Consider the following 14,977-nt stretch of genomic DNA (forward strand, 5'->3'; position numbering starts at 1 on the left):
TCACCCCTCCTCGAGCGGCATCCACAGCCGCACCTCGGTGCCCTCGCCGGGCGCGGACCGCACCGTGGCGGTGCCGCCGTGCCGGGCCATCCGGTCCATGATGCTCCCTCGTACGCCGAGCCGGTCCTGCGGCACGGCGTCCAGGTCGAACCCGACGCCCCGGTCGCGCACGAAGACCTCCACCGACTCCGGCCCGGTCTCGGCGTAGACGTCGACCCGGGCGGTGCCGGCGTGCTTGGCGGCGTTGACCATCGCCTCCTTGGCGGCGAGCGCCAGCGCCCGCAGGCCGGGCCCGGCGACGGTGTCCCCCACCGTGACCACGTCGACGACGGCCCCGTGCTCGTCCTCCACCCGGGCCGCGGCCTCCCGGAGCGCCCCGGCGACGGTCTCGTCGGTGCCCTCCTCGCCGACGTAGAGCCAGGTGCGCAGCTCGCGCTCCTGGGCCCGGGCCAGCCGGGAGACCGTCTCCGGGTCGCCGGCGTTGCGCTGGATCAGCGCGAGCGTCTGCAGGACCGAGTCGTGCAGGTGGGCGGCCACGTCGGCGCGCTCCTGGGTGCGGATCCGCTCGGCCCGCTCGGCGCCGAGGTCGGAGGCGAGCCGGAAGACCCAGGGCCCGATCACCACGGCCACGCCGGCGATCCCCAGCAGCGCCGAGAAGGCCACGTCGCGGGCCACCGAGAGTCCCTCGTCGTTGACGGCGGCCAGGGTGGCGGCTGCCGCCACCAGCACCACCCCGGCGGCCACGCGCAGGTAGGAGGACCAGGTCCCGGTGCCGAAGACGGCCCGGAGCGGGCCGACGCCGCCGGCCGGGTTGAGCCACCGCTCCCGCTGGGCCTCGTCGGCCTGGCGCCACAGCAACGCCACCCCCACGCCGGCCAGCACCAGCGGCCACAGCAGACCGGTCGCCCCGACGAACGCCTGCAGCCCCAGCAGCACGCCCAGGCCGAGGGCGCCCAGGGCGATCGCGGGTCCGGCGTCGCTGAGCCTGGCGGCCCTGCCGGGACGGCGACCGGTGCGGGTCGCCCCCTCCAGCCCGGGTGCCGCGGTCTCGAACCGGGCGTCGGAGGGCAGGAAGAGCCACATCGCGGCGTACATCGCCGCGCCGAGGCCGCCGAGGGCGGTGGTGGCGACGAAGGCCACCCGGACCCAGGTCACCGGCAGTCCGAGGTGCTGGGCCAACCCGGACGCGACACCGCCGAGCACGAGGTGCTGGGAGTCCCTGGTGGCCCGGCGAGGCGCGGCCGGTCCGGACGGTCCGGGCGGGGGCGGCAGGGGCTCGGTGCTGGTCATGGCGGGTTCATCGTCTCAGGCGCGGACGGGGCCGGCCATCAGGACAGACCCCGAGTCGACCCTGAGCCCGGGCGTGCGTCCCGGGCCCGATCTCAGGGTCACCCCCGATGGTGCGCGGACCCGCGAGGCACCAGGCTGGTGCCATGGACGAGAACCCCCACCCCGGCCCGGCGGCACCGCCTCCGGCAGACGGCCCCCGGGTGAGCAGTGCCCAGGTCCGCGACGTGGGGAGGCTCAGGCGCCCCACCGAGGACCGCAAGATCGCCGGGGTCGCGGCCGGCCTGGCCCGCCACCTCGACGTCGACCCGCTGCTGCTGCGGATCACCTTCGTGGTCCTGGCCTTCTTCGGCGGCGCCGGGCTCGTCCTGTACGCCGCCCTGTGGCTCCTGCTGCCAGAGGACGGCAGCGACCAGGCACCGCTGCACCTGGACGAGCGCAGCCGCGGTATCGCAGTGATCGGTGCGGGAGTCCTGGCCGCCCTGCTGGTGCTGGGTGACTCCTGGAACCTCTACTGGTTCCCGTGGCCGCTGGCGCTGGTCGCCCTCGCCGTCTGGTTCTTCTTCTTCCGCGACGACGCTCCGGGGTCCGCCGAGCCCGCCCAGCAGCCCGCTCCGCCCCGGACGTACACCGAGACCTACGGGCCGGCGGCCCCTCCGGCGGCCGGCTCCTACGCCGAGACCTACGCCCCGGTCGGACCGGCGTACGCCGCGCCGACGTACGCGGCCCCGGCGGTGCCGCCGACCCGCCCGCGCGACCCGCGCAAGCGCGGCCCGGTGCTCTTCTGGTTCACCTGCGCGCTGGTCGCGCTCGCCGTGGGCGCCCTCGGCGTGCTCGACCTGGCCGGCCTCTCGGTGCCCGACAGCACCTACCCCGCCCTGGCGCTGGCGCTGATCGCGGCGATGCTGCTGGTGGGCTCCTTCTACGGCCGGGCCGGCGGCCTGATCGCCCTCGGCCTCGTCGCCCTGGTGGCCACCGCCGGTGCGCTGGCCGTGGAGAAGCTCCCGGGTGAGCGGATCGAGGTGGTGCCGGTGATCGCCGACGACGTGTCCGACACCTACGAGCTGAGGACCGGTGAGCTGGTGCTGGACCTCCGGGACGTCGAGGACCTCGACGCGCTCGACGGGCGCGCCGTGCGGATCGAGGGCGGCGTCGGCCGGATCGAGGTGCTGCTGCCCGAGGGCCTGGACGCGGAGGTGGACGCCGAGGTGGGCGGGCCCGGCCGGCTGGAGCTCTTCGACTCCCTGGAGCGCGGCGGGATCGACCTCACCGGCTCCGCCACCTCCGCCGGCCCCGGCACCAAGGACCAGCCCAGCCTCGACCTCGACGTCGAGATCGGCGTGGGCGAGATCGTCGTCAGGACCCGAGCCCAGGAGGCGTCATGACCGAGTACCGCGACTGGGACGACGACCCGTTCGCCCCCGACCCCCCGACCGGCGGCACGCACCCGGTCAACGTGACACACCTGGTCATGGGCATCGCCTTCCTCTGCTTCGTCGGGGTCTGGGCCGCGGTCAGCTCCGACCTGGCCGACGCCGACGACCTCCGCTGGCTGCTGCCGGTGCCGTGGGTGCTGGCCGGGCTCGGTGGCCTGCTGGCGGTCTCCGTCGGCCGGCGGTCCGGCACACCCTGACGCATGCCCGCGAAGTGGTGGGTTGGTGAGCCTGAGCGGGCCGGGGCGTGCACCAACCCACCACTTCAGCGCTGTGTCCGGTCCGTCGCGAGCCCGAGCCGGCCGAGCAGCGCGAACCTGCCCGCGGGCGTGAAGCAGGAAGCGCGCAGCTGCTCGTGCCAGGCCGCGACCCGCGCCGGGTCGTGGGGCCGTCCGAGGCTGTCGTCCGCGTCACGCAGTACGCCGCTGGCGCGGTGCAGCAGGTCGCCGGCGGTGTAGCCCCGACGGATCCACCCGGCCCGGACCAGGCCCCGCGCGCGCCTCAGGTCGGCCTGCTGCCTGGACACCTCGAGGTGGTGACCGCCGTCGTACTCGTGCAGCACCCGGGTCCCGACCAGCCGGAGGTCTCCCCGCGCGACGAAGGTCCCGTCGTCGTCACGCACCTCCACCTGCGGTTCGACCCGGACTCCGCACAGCTCGTGCAGACGGCGCAGCATCGTCTCCCACGCGGACTCGGAGCGACCGTCGACCCACGCGAGCACCCGCCGCAGCCGAGGAGCACCTCGCTGCCGTCCGGTCGCGCACCGTGCCAGCCCTGCCACGTCGGTCAGGCCAGCGTGCAGCGCGGAGTCGACGAGCACGGTCAGGTCGAGCTCGGACAGGTGCCGGGCCAGCGTCAGCAGGGTGCGCTCCGGCGGGTCCACCTCGACCCCTGCCACGAGCACGGCCGGCTCCAGCCGACTCGGCCGCAGCACCGTCAGCCCCGGGCGCACCGGCCGGCCCTGCTCCTGCGGGATCGCCGCGAAGACCGGGATCCCGGGTGGCAGGGGTGGCAGCCAGAGCCCGTGCAGCGTCGCGGCGGTGAGGTGGGTGAAGCGTCCTGCTGGCGGCAGCACCTGCGCCCACCCCCTCAGGTCGGCGAGGAAGGGGTCGGTCGCGTCGGTCCTGCGGTGGACCCCGCGGGTCACCGGCTGCCATCCCCGGCCGGCCCGGGCGCCCCCGACGGCGCGTCTTATCTCCTCCACGGCACGCAGCCTCGCGCCGAGCGCCGGGGCCTGCGCCAGATCGTGTCCGCGCCTGTGGATGGCCCTGTGAAGTGGTGGGTTGGTGAGCCTGAGCGGGCCAGATCGTGCACCAACCCACCACATGAGCCCCGCAGGACGTCTCGCCCGGCTGGCCCGAGGCGGTAATTGATTCGTCGCCAGGGGGCCGCGCTCCGTAGAATCGAACAAGTGCGCGACCTGCCCCTGAGCGACCCCGGAGTCGCCGACCACCGCTCCCCCGGACGCTTCCTCTGGTGGCTGGCGAAGGGCCAGTGGCAGACGCTGGCGGGTGGCATGGCGTTCGGCATCGTGTGGATGGGCGCGCAGGCCGTGATGCCCGCCGTCCTGGGGCGAGCCATCGACCGCGGCGTCGCCGCGCAGGACTCCGACCAGCTGCTGGTCTGGGCCGGCGTGATGCTCTCGATCGGCCTGGTCCAGGCGTTCAGCGGCATCATGCGTCACCGGTTCGCGGTGACCAACTGGCTGATCGCCGCCTACCGCACCGTGCAGCTGGTGGGCCGACACACGGTCCACCTGGGGGGCACGCTGCCGCGCAAGGTCTCCGCCGGCGAGGTGATCGCGATCGGCACCAGCGACATCTCCCACCTGGGACAGGTGATGGACGTGATGGCCCGGTTCGCCGGGGCGATCGTCTCCTTCGTCCTGGTCTCCGCGATCCTGCTCAGCACCTCGGTCACCCTGGGCCTGGTGGTGCTGGTCGGAGTCCCGTTGATGATGCTGCTGGTCGGTCCGCTGCTGAGCCCCCTGCAGCGCCGCAGCGCGCACCAGCGCCACCTGATGGGCCGGCTGTCGAACACCGCCACCGACATCGTCAGCGGCCTGCGGGTGCTCCGCGGCATCGGCGGCGAGCAGGTCTTCCTCGACCGCTACCGCCGCCAGTCCCAGGAGACCCGGCGCGCCGGCGTGGAGGTGGCCCGGGTGCAGTCGGTGCTCGACGCGCTCCAGGTCTTCCTGCCCGGCTTCTTCGTGGTGCTGGTCGTGTGGCTGGGCGCCCGGTCCGCGGTCGCGGGCGACATCACCGTCGGCGAGCTGATCGCCTTCTACGGGTACGCCGCGTTCCTGGTGATCCCGCTGCGCACGGTCACCGAGTTCGCCAACAAGCTGATCCGGGCGCGGGTCTCGGCCCGGCGGGTCTGCACGGTCCTGGCGCTCACGCCCGACCACACCGACCCCGACTCCCCGGCTCCCTCCCCGCCGGTCGGCTCCGAGCTCCACGACTCCCGCACCGGGCTGCGGGTCCACCCCGGGCGACTGGTCGCGGTGGTCTGCGAGCGACCCGACGAGTCGGCGCTGCTCGCCGACCGGCTGGGCATGGCCGCGGCCGAGCTGGACGACGACGTCACCCTCGGCGGGGTGCCGCTGCCCGCCCTGCGCCGCAGCGAGGTACGCGAGCGGATCGTGGTCTCCGACACCGGCGCCACCTTGTTCTCCGGCCGCCTCGCCGACCGGCTCGACGTCAGCGGCCGGGGCGGGGAGCAGGCGGTCCGGACCGCGTTGGCCACGGCCAGCGCCGAGGACGTCCTCGAGGCGCTCCCCGACGGCCTGGACACCCTGGTCACCGAGCGGGGACGCAGCTTCTCGGGCGGGCAGCGCCAGCGGCTGGTGCTGGCCCGCGCACTGACGGGCGACCCGGAGATCCTGGTCCTGGTCGAGCCGACCTCCGCGGTCGACGCCCACACCGAGGCGCGGATCGCCGCGCGGCTGCGCGCGCACCGCGCGGGGCGGACGACCGTGGTCACCACCACGAGTCCGCTGATGCTCGACGCCGCCGACGAGGTGGCGCTCCTCGAGGACGGCCGGATCGTGGCCCGAGGCACCCACACCGAGCTGCTGGAGACCAGTGCCGCCTACCGGGCCGTGGTCACCCGCGAGGCCGAGGAGGCCGCCCGATGAGCGCTCAGACCACGCTGCCGGTCGCCCAGGGCGGCGAGGTGGGCCGGTACGCCGTCTCGATCCTGCGCCGCCATCCGCGGCTTCTGGGCGGTGCGCTGGCGCTGCACGTGCTGGCCGCGCTCGCCGCACTCGCCGCACCGCGACTGCTCGGCGACCTGGTCGAGGCGGTCGAGACCGGGACCACCGTGGGCTACGTCGACCAGGTGATCCTGCTGCTGGGCGGCTTCCTGCTCGCCCAGACCGTGGCCACCCGGTTCGCCCGGCTGCTGAGCCAGGTGCTCGGCGAGCGGGTGCTGGCCGAGCTGCGCGAGGACTTCGTCGACAACGCCCTGGCGCTGCCGATCGGCACGGTGGAGTCGGCCGGCTCGGGCGACCTGATGACCCGGACCAGCCGCGACGTGGAGCAGCTCGGCTGGTCGGTGCGCTGGGCCCTGCCGGAGTGGACCATCGCGGTGGTCACCGCCGTGCTGACCCTGGCCGCGGCGATCAGCGTCGGCTGGTGGGTGGCGCTGCCCTGCCTGCTGGCGCTGCCTCCGCTGGTGATCGGGCTGCGCTGGTACCTGGCTCGCGCCAAGGACGGCTACCTGCGCGAGTCCGCGACGTACTCCCAGATCAGCGCCACGCTGACCGAGACCGTCGAGGGCGCCCGCACCGTCGAGGCCCTCGGCCTGGCGCAGGAGCGGACCCGGCAGATCGACGCCGACTGCAAGGACTCCTTCGACGCCGAGCGCTACACCCTCGCGCTGCGTACCCGGTTCTTCCCCAGCATGGAGATCTCCTACCTGCTGCCGACGGTGGGCACCCTGCTCCTCGGCGGCTGGCTCTACACCCAGGGCAGCGTCACCCTCGGCGAGGTCACCGCGGCCACCCTCTACGTGCAGATGCTGATCGACCCGGTCGACCGGATCGTGGCGATCCTCGACGAGCTGCAGATGGGTGCGGCGTCCCTGGCCCGGCTGCTCGGCGTCGCGCACGTGCCCGACGACCGGGAGGCCACCGACGCCCAGCCGCTGGACGAGCGGCTGCAGGCCAAGGACGTCCACTTCTCCTACGTCGAGGGCCGCGACGTGCTGCACGGGGTCTCGCTGGACATCGGGGTCGGCGAGCGGATCGCGATGGTCGGGCCCTCGGGTGCCGGCAAGTCGACGCTGGGCCGGCTGCTGGCCGGCATCCACCCGCCCCGCGAGGGCTCGGTCACCGTCGGCGGCGTGGGCCTGACCGAGCTGCCGTTGGCGGACCTGCGCGGCCACGTCGCGCTGGTCACCCAGGAGCACCACGTCTTCGTGGGCTCGCTGCGCGACAACCTCGCGCTGGCCGTGCCGGAGGGGCGCCCCGCCACCGACGACGACGTACGGGCCGCCCTCGAGGCCGTCGACGCCCTGGACTGGGTCGAGGCGCTTCCCGAAGGGCTGGAGACCGAGGTCGGCTCCGGCGGCGCGGCGCTCACCGCGCCCCAGGCCCAGCAGATCGCGCTGGCCCGGCTGGTGCTGGCCGACCCGCACACCCTGGTCCTGGACGAGGCGACGTCGCTGATCGACCCCCGCGCCGCCCGCCACCTGGAGCGCTCGCTGGCCGCGGTGCTCCACGGGCGGACCGTGGTCGCGATCGCGCACCGCCTCTTCAGCGCCCACGACGCCGACCGCGTCGCGGTGGTGGAGGACGGCATGATCACCGAGCTCGGCTCGCACGACGAGCTGGTCGCCGCAGGTGGCTCGTACGCCGCGCTCTGGGAGTCCTGGCACGGCCGCGACTGAGCTCGCTCAGGCGTCGATGGAGGTCATGTCGCCGTACCGCTCCCCCACGACCGCGTCCCGCGGCACGGCCTCGTCCAGGGCCGCGAGGTCGGCCTGGGAGAGGGTGACGTCGAGCGCGCCGACGTTCTCCTCCAGGTAGGCGACCCGCTTGGTGCCCGGGATCGGCACCACGCCGATGCCGGTGCGCTGCTGCTGGGCCAGCACCCAGGCCAGGGCGAGCTGTCCGGGCGTGCAGCCGAGCCCGTCCGCGATCTCGCGGACCCGGTCGACGAGCCGGACGTTGGCCTTCAGCGCCTCCCCGTGCAGGCGGGGGAAGTAGCCGCTGCGCCGCGAGTCGTCCTCGGTCAGCGAGGAGTCGTCGGTGATCCTCCCGGTGAGGATGCCGCGACCCAGCGGCGAGTAGGGCACCAGCCCGATGCCGAGCTCGACCAGGGTGGGCAGGACGGTGTCCTCCAGGTCGCGGGTGAACAGCGAGTACTCGGTCTGCAGGGCGGTGATCGGGTGCACGGCGTGCGCGCGCCGGATGGTCGAGGCGGAGGCCTCGGAGAGCCCCAGGTGCCGCACCTTCCCGGCGGCGACGAGCTCGGCCATCGCCCCCACGGTCTCCTCGATCGGCACCGACTGGTCGACGCGGTGCTGGTAGTAGAGGTCGACGTGGTCGACGCCGAGGCGCTGCAGGGAGGCGTCGCAGGCGCTGCGTACGTAGTCGGGGCGACCGTTCACGCCGAGCATGGTGCCGTCGGCAGCACGCTCGTTGCCGAACTTGGTGGCCAGCTGGACGTCGTCGCGGCGGCCGGCGATCGCCTTGCCGACCAGCTGCTCGTTGACGAACGGGCCGTACATGTCGGCCGTGTCCAGGAAGGTGACGCCGAGGTCGAGGGCGCGGTGGATGGTGTCGATCCCGCCCTGCTCGTCGGGGGCTCCGTAGAACTCGGACATGCCCATGCAGCCGAGCCCGAGGGCGGAGACGGTCAGGGAAGAGGTGGTGCCGAGGGTGCGTGTGGGAGTGGTCATGCCTCCACTCAAGGCCGTGGAGCGCGCTCCAGGTCAACACCCTCGACCGCGTTCTCGTAGGCCCCGATCTTGCGGTCGATCGCGCCCAGGTGCTCGGTCACCTCGGCGAGCCGGGCTAGCACGGCCTGCCGGTGCCCGCGCAGCAGCTCGAGCCGGGCGGCCTCGTTGCCGCTGCCGGCCCGCACCAGCGCCGCGTAGCGACGGACGTCGCGGATGGGCATCCCGGTAGCACGCAGCCTGGTCACCATCTCGATCCACCGCAGGTCGTCGTCGAGGTAGCGGCGGTGGCCGGTCGCGGAGCGGCCGACCGGCCGGAGCAGCAGCCCGTCGCGCTCGTAGTAGCGCAGGGTGTCGATGCTCAACCCCGCCCGGTCCGCGGCCTCGGCGATGGTGAACCCGGTGGTCATCCGACCAGTCTCCGCCCTGGAGGGCACTCCAGGGCAAGGCCGAGGCGGGTGAAAAGCCGGAGAGCCCCTTCACCGCCCCGGACAACTGTGACAGTGTTGGTGTCACAGTGACGCACGACACGAGAAGGAACCAGATGAAGCTCTCCACCCAGCTCATGTACGACGGCAACCCGCGCGCCACCGCTGACACGGTGTCCGGCTGGGAGAAGGCGGGCCTCGACGTGGTCTGGGTGGCCGAGGCGTACGGCTTCGACTCCCCCACGCTGATGGGCTACCTGGCCGCCAAGACCGAGACGATCTCCATCGGCTCGGCCATCCTGAACATCTACTCGCGCACCCCGGGCGCGCTGCTGCAGACCGCCGCCGGCCTGGACAACGTCTCCGGCGGCCGGGCGATCCTCGGCCTGGGCGCGTCCGGCCCCCAGGTGATCGAGGGCTTCCACGGCGTGCCGTACAGCAAGCCGCTGGCCCGGACCGCCGAGGTGATCGACATCGTCCGGCGCGGGCTCAAGCGCGAGCCGCTGACCGCCGACGGCCTCTACCACCTGCCGCTGGACAAGGAGCACGGCGCGGTGACCGGGCTCGGCAAGGCGCTCAAGCTGCTCACCCGCCCCGAGCGCGACACCATCCCGATCTACATCGCCGCGCTCGGCGCCAAGTCGGTCGAGCAGACCGCCGAGATCGCCGACGGCTGGATCCCGCACCTGTTCCACCCGGAGAAGGCGCACCTGGTCTGGGGCGACGCCCTGGCGGCCGGCAACAAGAAGCGCCTCGACGGGCTGGCCCCGCTGGAGGTGCTCGCCGGCGGCATGGTGTCGATCGGCGAGGGCCCGGAGACCAAGGCGTTGCTCGACTTCGCCCGGCCGATCTTCGCCCTCTACGTCGGCGGCATGGGCGCGAAGGGCAAGAACTTCTACAACGACGTCGCCAAGGCGTACGGCTACGAGAAGGAGGCCGAGGAGATCCAGGACCTCTACCTCTCGGGCAAGAAGAAGGAGGCCGAGGCGCTGATCCCCATGGACTGGCTGGAGGCGGCCAACCTGGTGGGCCCCGCGTCGTACGTGAAGGAGCGGATCGCCGCGTTCAAGGAGGCGGGGGTGACCAACCTCAACATCACCCCGGTCAGCGAGGACCCCGCGGCCACCATCGCCCAGGTCAAGGAGATGGTCTCGTGACCAGCACCGTCTTCGAGGCCGAGCACGAGGACTTCCGCCAGACCGTCCGCTCCTTCCTGGAGAAGGAGGTGGTCCCGCACCACGCGGAGTGGGACGCCGCCGGGATCGTGCCCCGCGAGCTGTGGACCAAGGCCGGGGACGCGGGCCTGCTCTGCTTCGACGTGCCCGAGGAGTACGGCGGCCCGGGCATCGACGACTTCCGGTTCAACGTGATCGTCTCCGAGGAGGCGACCCGGGTCGGCGCGAGCGGCCCCGGGTTCTCGGTGCACACCGACATCATCGTGCCCTACCTGATCAGCCTGGGCACCGAGGAGCAGAAGCAGCGCTGGCTGCCCGGCTGCGTCTCCGGGGAGACGATCACCGCGATCGCGATGACCGAGCCCGGCGCCGGCTCGGACCTCCAGGGGATCCGGACCAGCGCCGTCGACGCCGGCGACCACTACGTGCTCAACGGCTCCAAGACCTTCATCTCCAACGGGATCAACGCCGACCTGGTGATCGTGGTCGCCCGCACCGACCCCGAGGCCGGCCACCAGGGCATCAGCCTGCTGGTGGTCGAGCGGGGCATGGAGGGCTTCGAGCGGGGCCGCAACCTGGACAAGATCGGCATGCACGCCCAGGACACGGCCGAGCTGTCGTTCACCGACGTCCGGGTGCCCAAGGAGAACCTCCTCGGCGAGGCCGGCCAGGGCTTCATCTACCTGATGATGAACCTCCCGCAGGAGCGGCTGATCATCGGCGCCCAGGCGGTCGCCGCGACCGAGCACGTGGTCGAGCTCTGCCTGCAGTACGCCCGCGAGCGGGAGGCGTTCGGCCGCCCGATCGGGAAGTTCCAGCACACCCGGTTCCTGCTGGCCGAGATGGCCACCGAGGCCCGCGTCGCCCGGGCGTTCCTGGACGACTGCATGCGCAAGCACCTGGCCAAGGAGCTCACGGCCGTCGACGCCGCGATGATCAAGTGGTGGGCCACCGAGCTGCAGAACAAGCTGGTCAACCAGGGCGTCCAGCTGCACGGCGGCTACGGCTACATGATGGAGTTCCCGATCGCGCGGGCGTTCATCGACAGCCGCATCTCCACGATCTACGGCGGGACGACCGAGATCCAGAAGGAGATCATCGGCCGCAGCCTGGGCATCTGACCCGGGCGGGCCGCCCTAGTCGGTCTGCCCGGGTCAGTCGGCCTGGGCGGCCGGCGCGGGGTCGGGCAGCTTCTCCACCGCCTTGAGCTGGTGGCGGTGCCGGGCGGCCCAGTCGGTCAGCGCCGCCGCACCCGAGGTGGAGTACCCGCCGGGGGAACCCAGGGTGACCACGCCGATGTTGGTGCCTGCTCGCCGGGTGGAGACCACCAGCGTGTTCTGCGCGGGCGTGGTGTAGCCCGACTTCCCCAGGCTGCCCGGGGTGTTGTTGACGTAGTCGGTGCCGCGTTCGATCCGGTACTTGCGTCCGTGCACCGGTCCGAACTGGGCCGAGGGCTGGGCCATCACCTGGGCGAGGCGCGGGTCCTTCACCGCAGCGCGCAGGATCACCATCAGGTCCCGCGCCGTGGACCAGCCCTGCTCGTGGGTGAGCCCGGACGCGTTGGCGACGCGGGTGGCCCGAGTGCCCAGGGACTCGGCCTTGCGCTGCATCGCCGCGTAGAAGGCCTGGCGCCCCTGCGGGTGGCCGGCGGCCAGCGCCTCGGCGGCGTCGTTCCCGGAGTGCAGCAGGGCACCGGCCAGCAGCTCACGTCGGCGGTAGGTGCGTCCGGGCCGGACGCCGGCGCACGAGCAGGTCTGGCCCGCGGCGTACTCGTCGGCCTGCACCCGGTCGGCCGTGTGGTCGACCGCCGTCAGCGCGGTCAGCAGCTTGATCGTCGAGGCCGGGTGCCGCGGCGAGTAGGCCCAGTGCGAGGCCAGCAGCTCCCCGGTCTTCAGGTCCGCCACCGCCCAGGCGGTCGCGTTGATCTTCGGCGGGAGCGGGACCTGGCGGCGCGGGGAGAGCACCACGCCGCGGGCGGCCACCGCCTGCTTGGCCGGCGGCACCACGCCGTGCTGCACCGCGCGGGCCGGTGCCGGCTTGGCCTGTCGCACCGCGGCGGGGCGGAGCACCCGGGCCGCCGGCTTCACCTTGGCCTTGGCCTTGGCCTTCGCCTTGGCCGGACCTCGCTTGAGCCGGCCCTTGCGGACCGTGGTCACGGCCCCCTCGGTGGAGTTGTCGTCGTGGGCGGCCACCATCACCGCGGGTGGGACGAGCGTGATCACCATGGCGGCCAGGACCAGGAGGGCGGTGATCAGGGTGCCGGACGAGCGGGTCTGAGTAGGTTCGGACATGAGCGTCAGATCCAGGGTCGCGTACAGGGACGCAGCCCAGCGTACTGACTGGTAACCGGCCGTTCCGGCGTTCTCGGAGGTCTTTTACCCACCTCTCAGGAAGGGCTCAGCCGTCCTCCCCGAGCGTCTGCGTCGACTCGGCCCGGGTGCCCGACGGGTCGTCGGTGCGCTCGGCGGACTCCTCCAGGATCACCCGCGCCTGGGCCTCGGGGTCCTCGCTCCCGGCGGCCTGCTCCTCGGGCAGGAGGTCGGCCCGCTGCTCCACGTGCCGGTGGTCGGCCGCGTCCTCCCGGGCGCGCTCGCTCCCGGTGCTGGCCTGGCTCGGGTCGGACTGGCTCGGGTCGGACTGGTTCGGGTCGGACTGGCTCGGGTCGGACTGGTTCGGGTCGGACTGGCTCGGATCGCTCATGGCGGCCCCGTACCTGCTCACCGGGCCGGGCAAACCTGGGCGCACCGGCTGCCCTTTCGAGACCCTTCTGGGCGGAGCGCACAGAACTGGTTGCGGCCATACCCGAGGTAGGTGAGACTCACGTCACACACCACCCCGAGGGAGTTCCACGATGACAGACGTCCTAGCCGAGCGCGCCCGCCTCCAGGAGAAGGTGGAGGGCCGCACCCTGATCGACTCGCTGGCCGACACCGTGCGCGAGCACGGCGACGAGGCGGCGTACTCCGACCGCAACCGGGTCAGCGAGGGCTGGCGGACGCTGACCTGGCACGAGACCCGTGAGCTCGCCCTGGACGTGGCCGAGGGGCTGGCCTCGATGGGCGTCCAGCCCGGCGACCCGGTGGCGATCATGGCGACCAACCGGATCGAGCACGTGGTGGCCGACATGGGCGCCGTGCACGCGGCCGCCGTGCCGATGTCGATCTACAACACCCTCTCCCCCGAGCAGGTCTCGTTCGTCGCGGCACACTCGGGCGCCAAGGTGGCGGTCCTGGAGACCGAGGACCACCTGCAGCGGTGGAAGTCGGCACTCGACGCCGACGGCGAGATCGAGGTCGTGCTGATCGACGCCGAGGTGCCCGAGGGCCGGCGCTACCGGTCGTGGGACCAGCTGGTCGAGGCGGGGCGCGCCCGTCGCGCCGAGAATCCGGGTGAGCTGGAGGAGCGGCACCAGGTCCTCACGCCGGACAGCCCGGCGACGATCCTCTACACCTCCGGGACCACCGGCAACCCCAAGGGCGTGGTGCTGACCCACCACAACGTCCAGTTCGAGGCCGCCAGCACGCTGGAGGCCGCCGGACTGCTCGACCAGCGCCAGACCCAGGTGAGCTACCTCCCGCTCGCCCACATCGCCGAGCGCGTCCTGGGCGTCTACGGCCCCCAGATGCAGGGCAGCCACCAGTACTGCATCGCCGATCCCTCCCTGCTGCTGGCCACCCTCGGCGAGGTGCACCCCACCGCGTTCTTCGGGGTCCCCCGGGTGTGGGAGAAGATCCAGACCGGCATCGCGGCCAAGCTCGCCGCCGACCCGAACCCCGACAACGTCACGCTCGTGCAGAACTCGATGGCCGCGGCGCTCGCCTGGGTCGAGGCCCAGGAGGTCGGGGGCACCATGACCCCGGAGATCGAGGAGGCCTACCGCAAGGCCGACGAGGCGATCCTCGGGTTCCTCAAGCTGCTGCTCGGACTGGACCAGGTGCGCTGGGCCGGCTCGGCCTCGGCGCCGATGCCGGTGGAGACCACCCGCTTCATGGCCGGGCTCGGCCTCAAGGTCTACGACGTCTACGGGATGACCGAGACCTGCGGCGCGGTCACCGCCAACGGCCCCGGCGGCTTCCGGATGGGCACCGTGGGACGTGCGACTCCCGGCATGGAGGTCACCCTGGGCGAGGACGGCGAGGTCCTGGTGCGCGGCCCGGTCAACACCCCGGGCTACCACCACCAGGAGGAGGCGACCCGGGCCCTGATCGACGAGGACGGGTGGCTGCACACCGGTGACATCGGCACGATCGACGAGGACGGCTTCGTCTCCATCGTGGACCGCAAGAAGGAGCTGATCATCACCTCCCAGGGCAAGAACATCGCACCGTCCAACATCGAGAACTACCTCAAGGAGTCCCCGATCATCGGGCACGCGATGGCGATCGGCGACGCGCGTCCGTACGTGGTCGCCGTGCTGACCCTGGACGGCGAGGTGGCGCCCGTGGTGGCGGAGAAGCTGGGGCTGGAGTTCACCGACCTGGCCGACCTCGCCGCCCGTCCGGAGATCCGGGCGATGGCCCAGGCGGCGGTGGACAAGGCCAACGAGCGCCTCTCCCGGCCCGAGCAGGTCAAGGCGTTCGAGCTGCTCGGCACCGAGTGGACCGCCGAGTCCGAGGAGCTCACCCCGACGCTGAAGCTCAAGCGCCGGGTCATCAACAGCAAGTACGCCGAGCTGGTGGAGAAGCTCTACCGCTAGCCAGCGCACACCCGGACACCGGACCGAAGTAAGTCGAGTGATTTACTTCGGTCCGGT

Annotated in this window: 13 protein-coding genes; 7 read left to right on the forward strand and 6 right to left on the reverse strand. The window is 72.9% G+C overall.

The annotated features are described in order from the left end of the window. Positions 1-1,290, reverse strand: coding sequence for an ATP-binding protein (locus H8838_RS14700; protein WP_185996554.1), 1,290 nt, complete (start codon positions 1,288-1,290; stop codon positions 1-3). Between the two features lie 143 nt (positions 1,291-1,433). Here H8838_RS14700 and H8838_RS14705 point away from each other — a divergent pair, with 143 nt between their 5' ends. Both H8838_RS14705 and H8838_RS14710 read left to right on the forward strand, forming a co-directional pair. Then, positions 1,434-2,672 (forward strand): PspC domain-containing protein, encoded by a 1,239-nt coding sequence (locus H8838_RS14705; RefSeq protein WP_185996553.1) that lies wholly within the window; start codon positions 1,434-1,436, stop codon positions 2,670-2,672. After that, the gene (locus H8838_RS14710) at positions 2,669-2,920 is read left to right on the forward strand and encodes a hypothetical protein (protein ID WP_181312160.1); all 252 of its coding nucleotides are present in this window, start codon (positions 2,669-2,671) and stop codon (positions 2,918-2,920) included. The genes H8838_RS14705 and H8838_RS14710 overlap by 4 nt, the downstream gene beginning before the upstream one ends. A gap of 65 nt (positions 2,921-2,985) precedes the next feature. Here the strand turns inward: H8838_RS14710 and H8838_RS14715 are convergent, their stop codons facing one another. Then, positions 2,986-3,867: a hypothetical protein gene (locus H8838_RS14715; protein WP_191465634.1), complete on the reverse strand. Its 882-nt coding sequence runs from the start codon at positions 3,865-3,867 to the stop codon at positions 2,986-2,988. Between the two features lie 264 nt (positions 3,868-4,131). On the opposite strand from H8838_RS14715, the gene H8838_RS14720 reads away from it, so the two are divergent. After that, positions 4,132-5,856, forward strand: a complete 1,725-nt coding sequence (locus H8838_RS14720) for an ABC transporter ATP-binding protein (protein WP_185996551.1) — start codon at positions 4,132-4,134, stop codon at positions 5,854-5,856. Continuing rightward, on the forward strand, positions 5,853-7,610 hold the full coding sequence (locus tag H8838_RS14725; protein ID WP_185996550.1) for an ABC transporter ATP-binding protein: 1,758 nt from the start codon (positions 5,853-5,855) through the stop codon (positions 7,608-7,610). Before H8838_RS14720 ends, H8838_RS14725 begins: the two co-directional genes overlap by 4 nt. 6 nt (positions 7,611-7,616) lie before the next feature. Here H8838_RS14725 and H8838_RS14730 read toward each other — a convergent pair whose 3' ends face one another. After that, positions 7,617-8,624 carry an aldo/keto reductase gene (locus H8838_RS14730; RefSeq protein ID WP_185996549.1) on the reverse strand — a complete coding sequence of 336 codons (1,008 nt, stop codon included), beginning with the start codon at positions 8,622-8,624 and terminating at the stop codon, positions 7,617-7,619. Positions 8,625-8,632: 8 nt separating this feature from the next. Next, a complete protein-coding gene (locus H8838_RS14735; protein WP_185996548.1) occupies positions 8,633-9,031 on the reverse strand; it encodes a MerR family transcriptional regulator in 399 nt (132 codons plus the stop codon). A 134-nt stretch (positions 9,032-9,165) separates the two neighbouring features. Here H8838_RS14735 and H8838_RS14740 point away from each other — a divergent pair, with 134 nt between their 5' ends. Next, on the forward strand, positions 9,166-10,206 hold the full coding sequence (locus tag H8838_RS14740; protein WP_181312153.1) for an LLM class F420-dependent oxidoreductase: 1,041 nt from the start codon (positions 9,166-9,168) through the stop codon (positions 10,204-10,206). Further along, positions 10,203-11,345, forward strand: a complete 1,143-nt coding sequence (locus H8838_RS14745; RefSeq protein WP_181312152.1) for an acyl-CoA dehydrogenase family protein — start codon at positions 10,203-10,205, stop codon at positions 11,343-11,345. Before H8838_RS14740 ends, H8838_RS14745 begins: the two co-directional genes overlap by 4 nt. A gap of 33 nt (positions 11,346-11,378) precedes the next feature. Here H8838_RS14745 and H8838_RS14750 read toward each other — a convergent pair whose 3' ends face one another. Together H8838_RS14750 and H8838_RS14755 are read right to left on the reverse strand one after the other, a co-directional pair. After that, complete coding sequence (locus H8838_RS14750; RefSeq protein ID WP_185996547.1) at positions 11,379-12,515, reverse strand: D-alanyl-D-alanine carboxypeptidase family protein; 1,137 nt, start codon at positions 12,513-12,515, stop codon at positions 11,379-11,381. 106 nt (positions 12,516-12,621) lie between these two features. Continuing rightward, the gene (locus tag H8838_RS14755) at positions 12,622-12,924 is read right to left on the reverse strand and encodes a hypothetical protein (RefSeq protein ID WP_185996564.1); all 303 of its coding nucleotides are present in this window, start codon (positions 12,922-12,924) and stop codon (positions 12,622-12,624) included. A gap of 151 nt (positions 12,925-13,075) precedes the next feature. On the opposite strand from H8838_RS14755, the gene H8838_RS14760 reads away from it, so the two are divergent. Then, positions 13,076-14,920 (forward strand): AMP-dependent synthetase/ligase, encoded by a 1,845-nt coding sequence (locus H8838_RS14760; protein ID WP_185996546.1) that lies wholly within the window; start codon positions 13,076-13,078, stop codon positions 14,918-14,920. The last annotated feature ends 57 nt before the right edge of the window (positions 14,921-14,977 follow it).

The sequence above is a fragment of the Nocardioides campestrisoli genome (assembly GCF_013624435.2).
GTDB classification, from domain to species: domain Bacteria; phylum Actinomycetota; class Actinomycetes; order Propionibacteriales; family Nocardioidaceae; genus Nocardioides; species Nocardioides campestrisoli.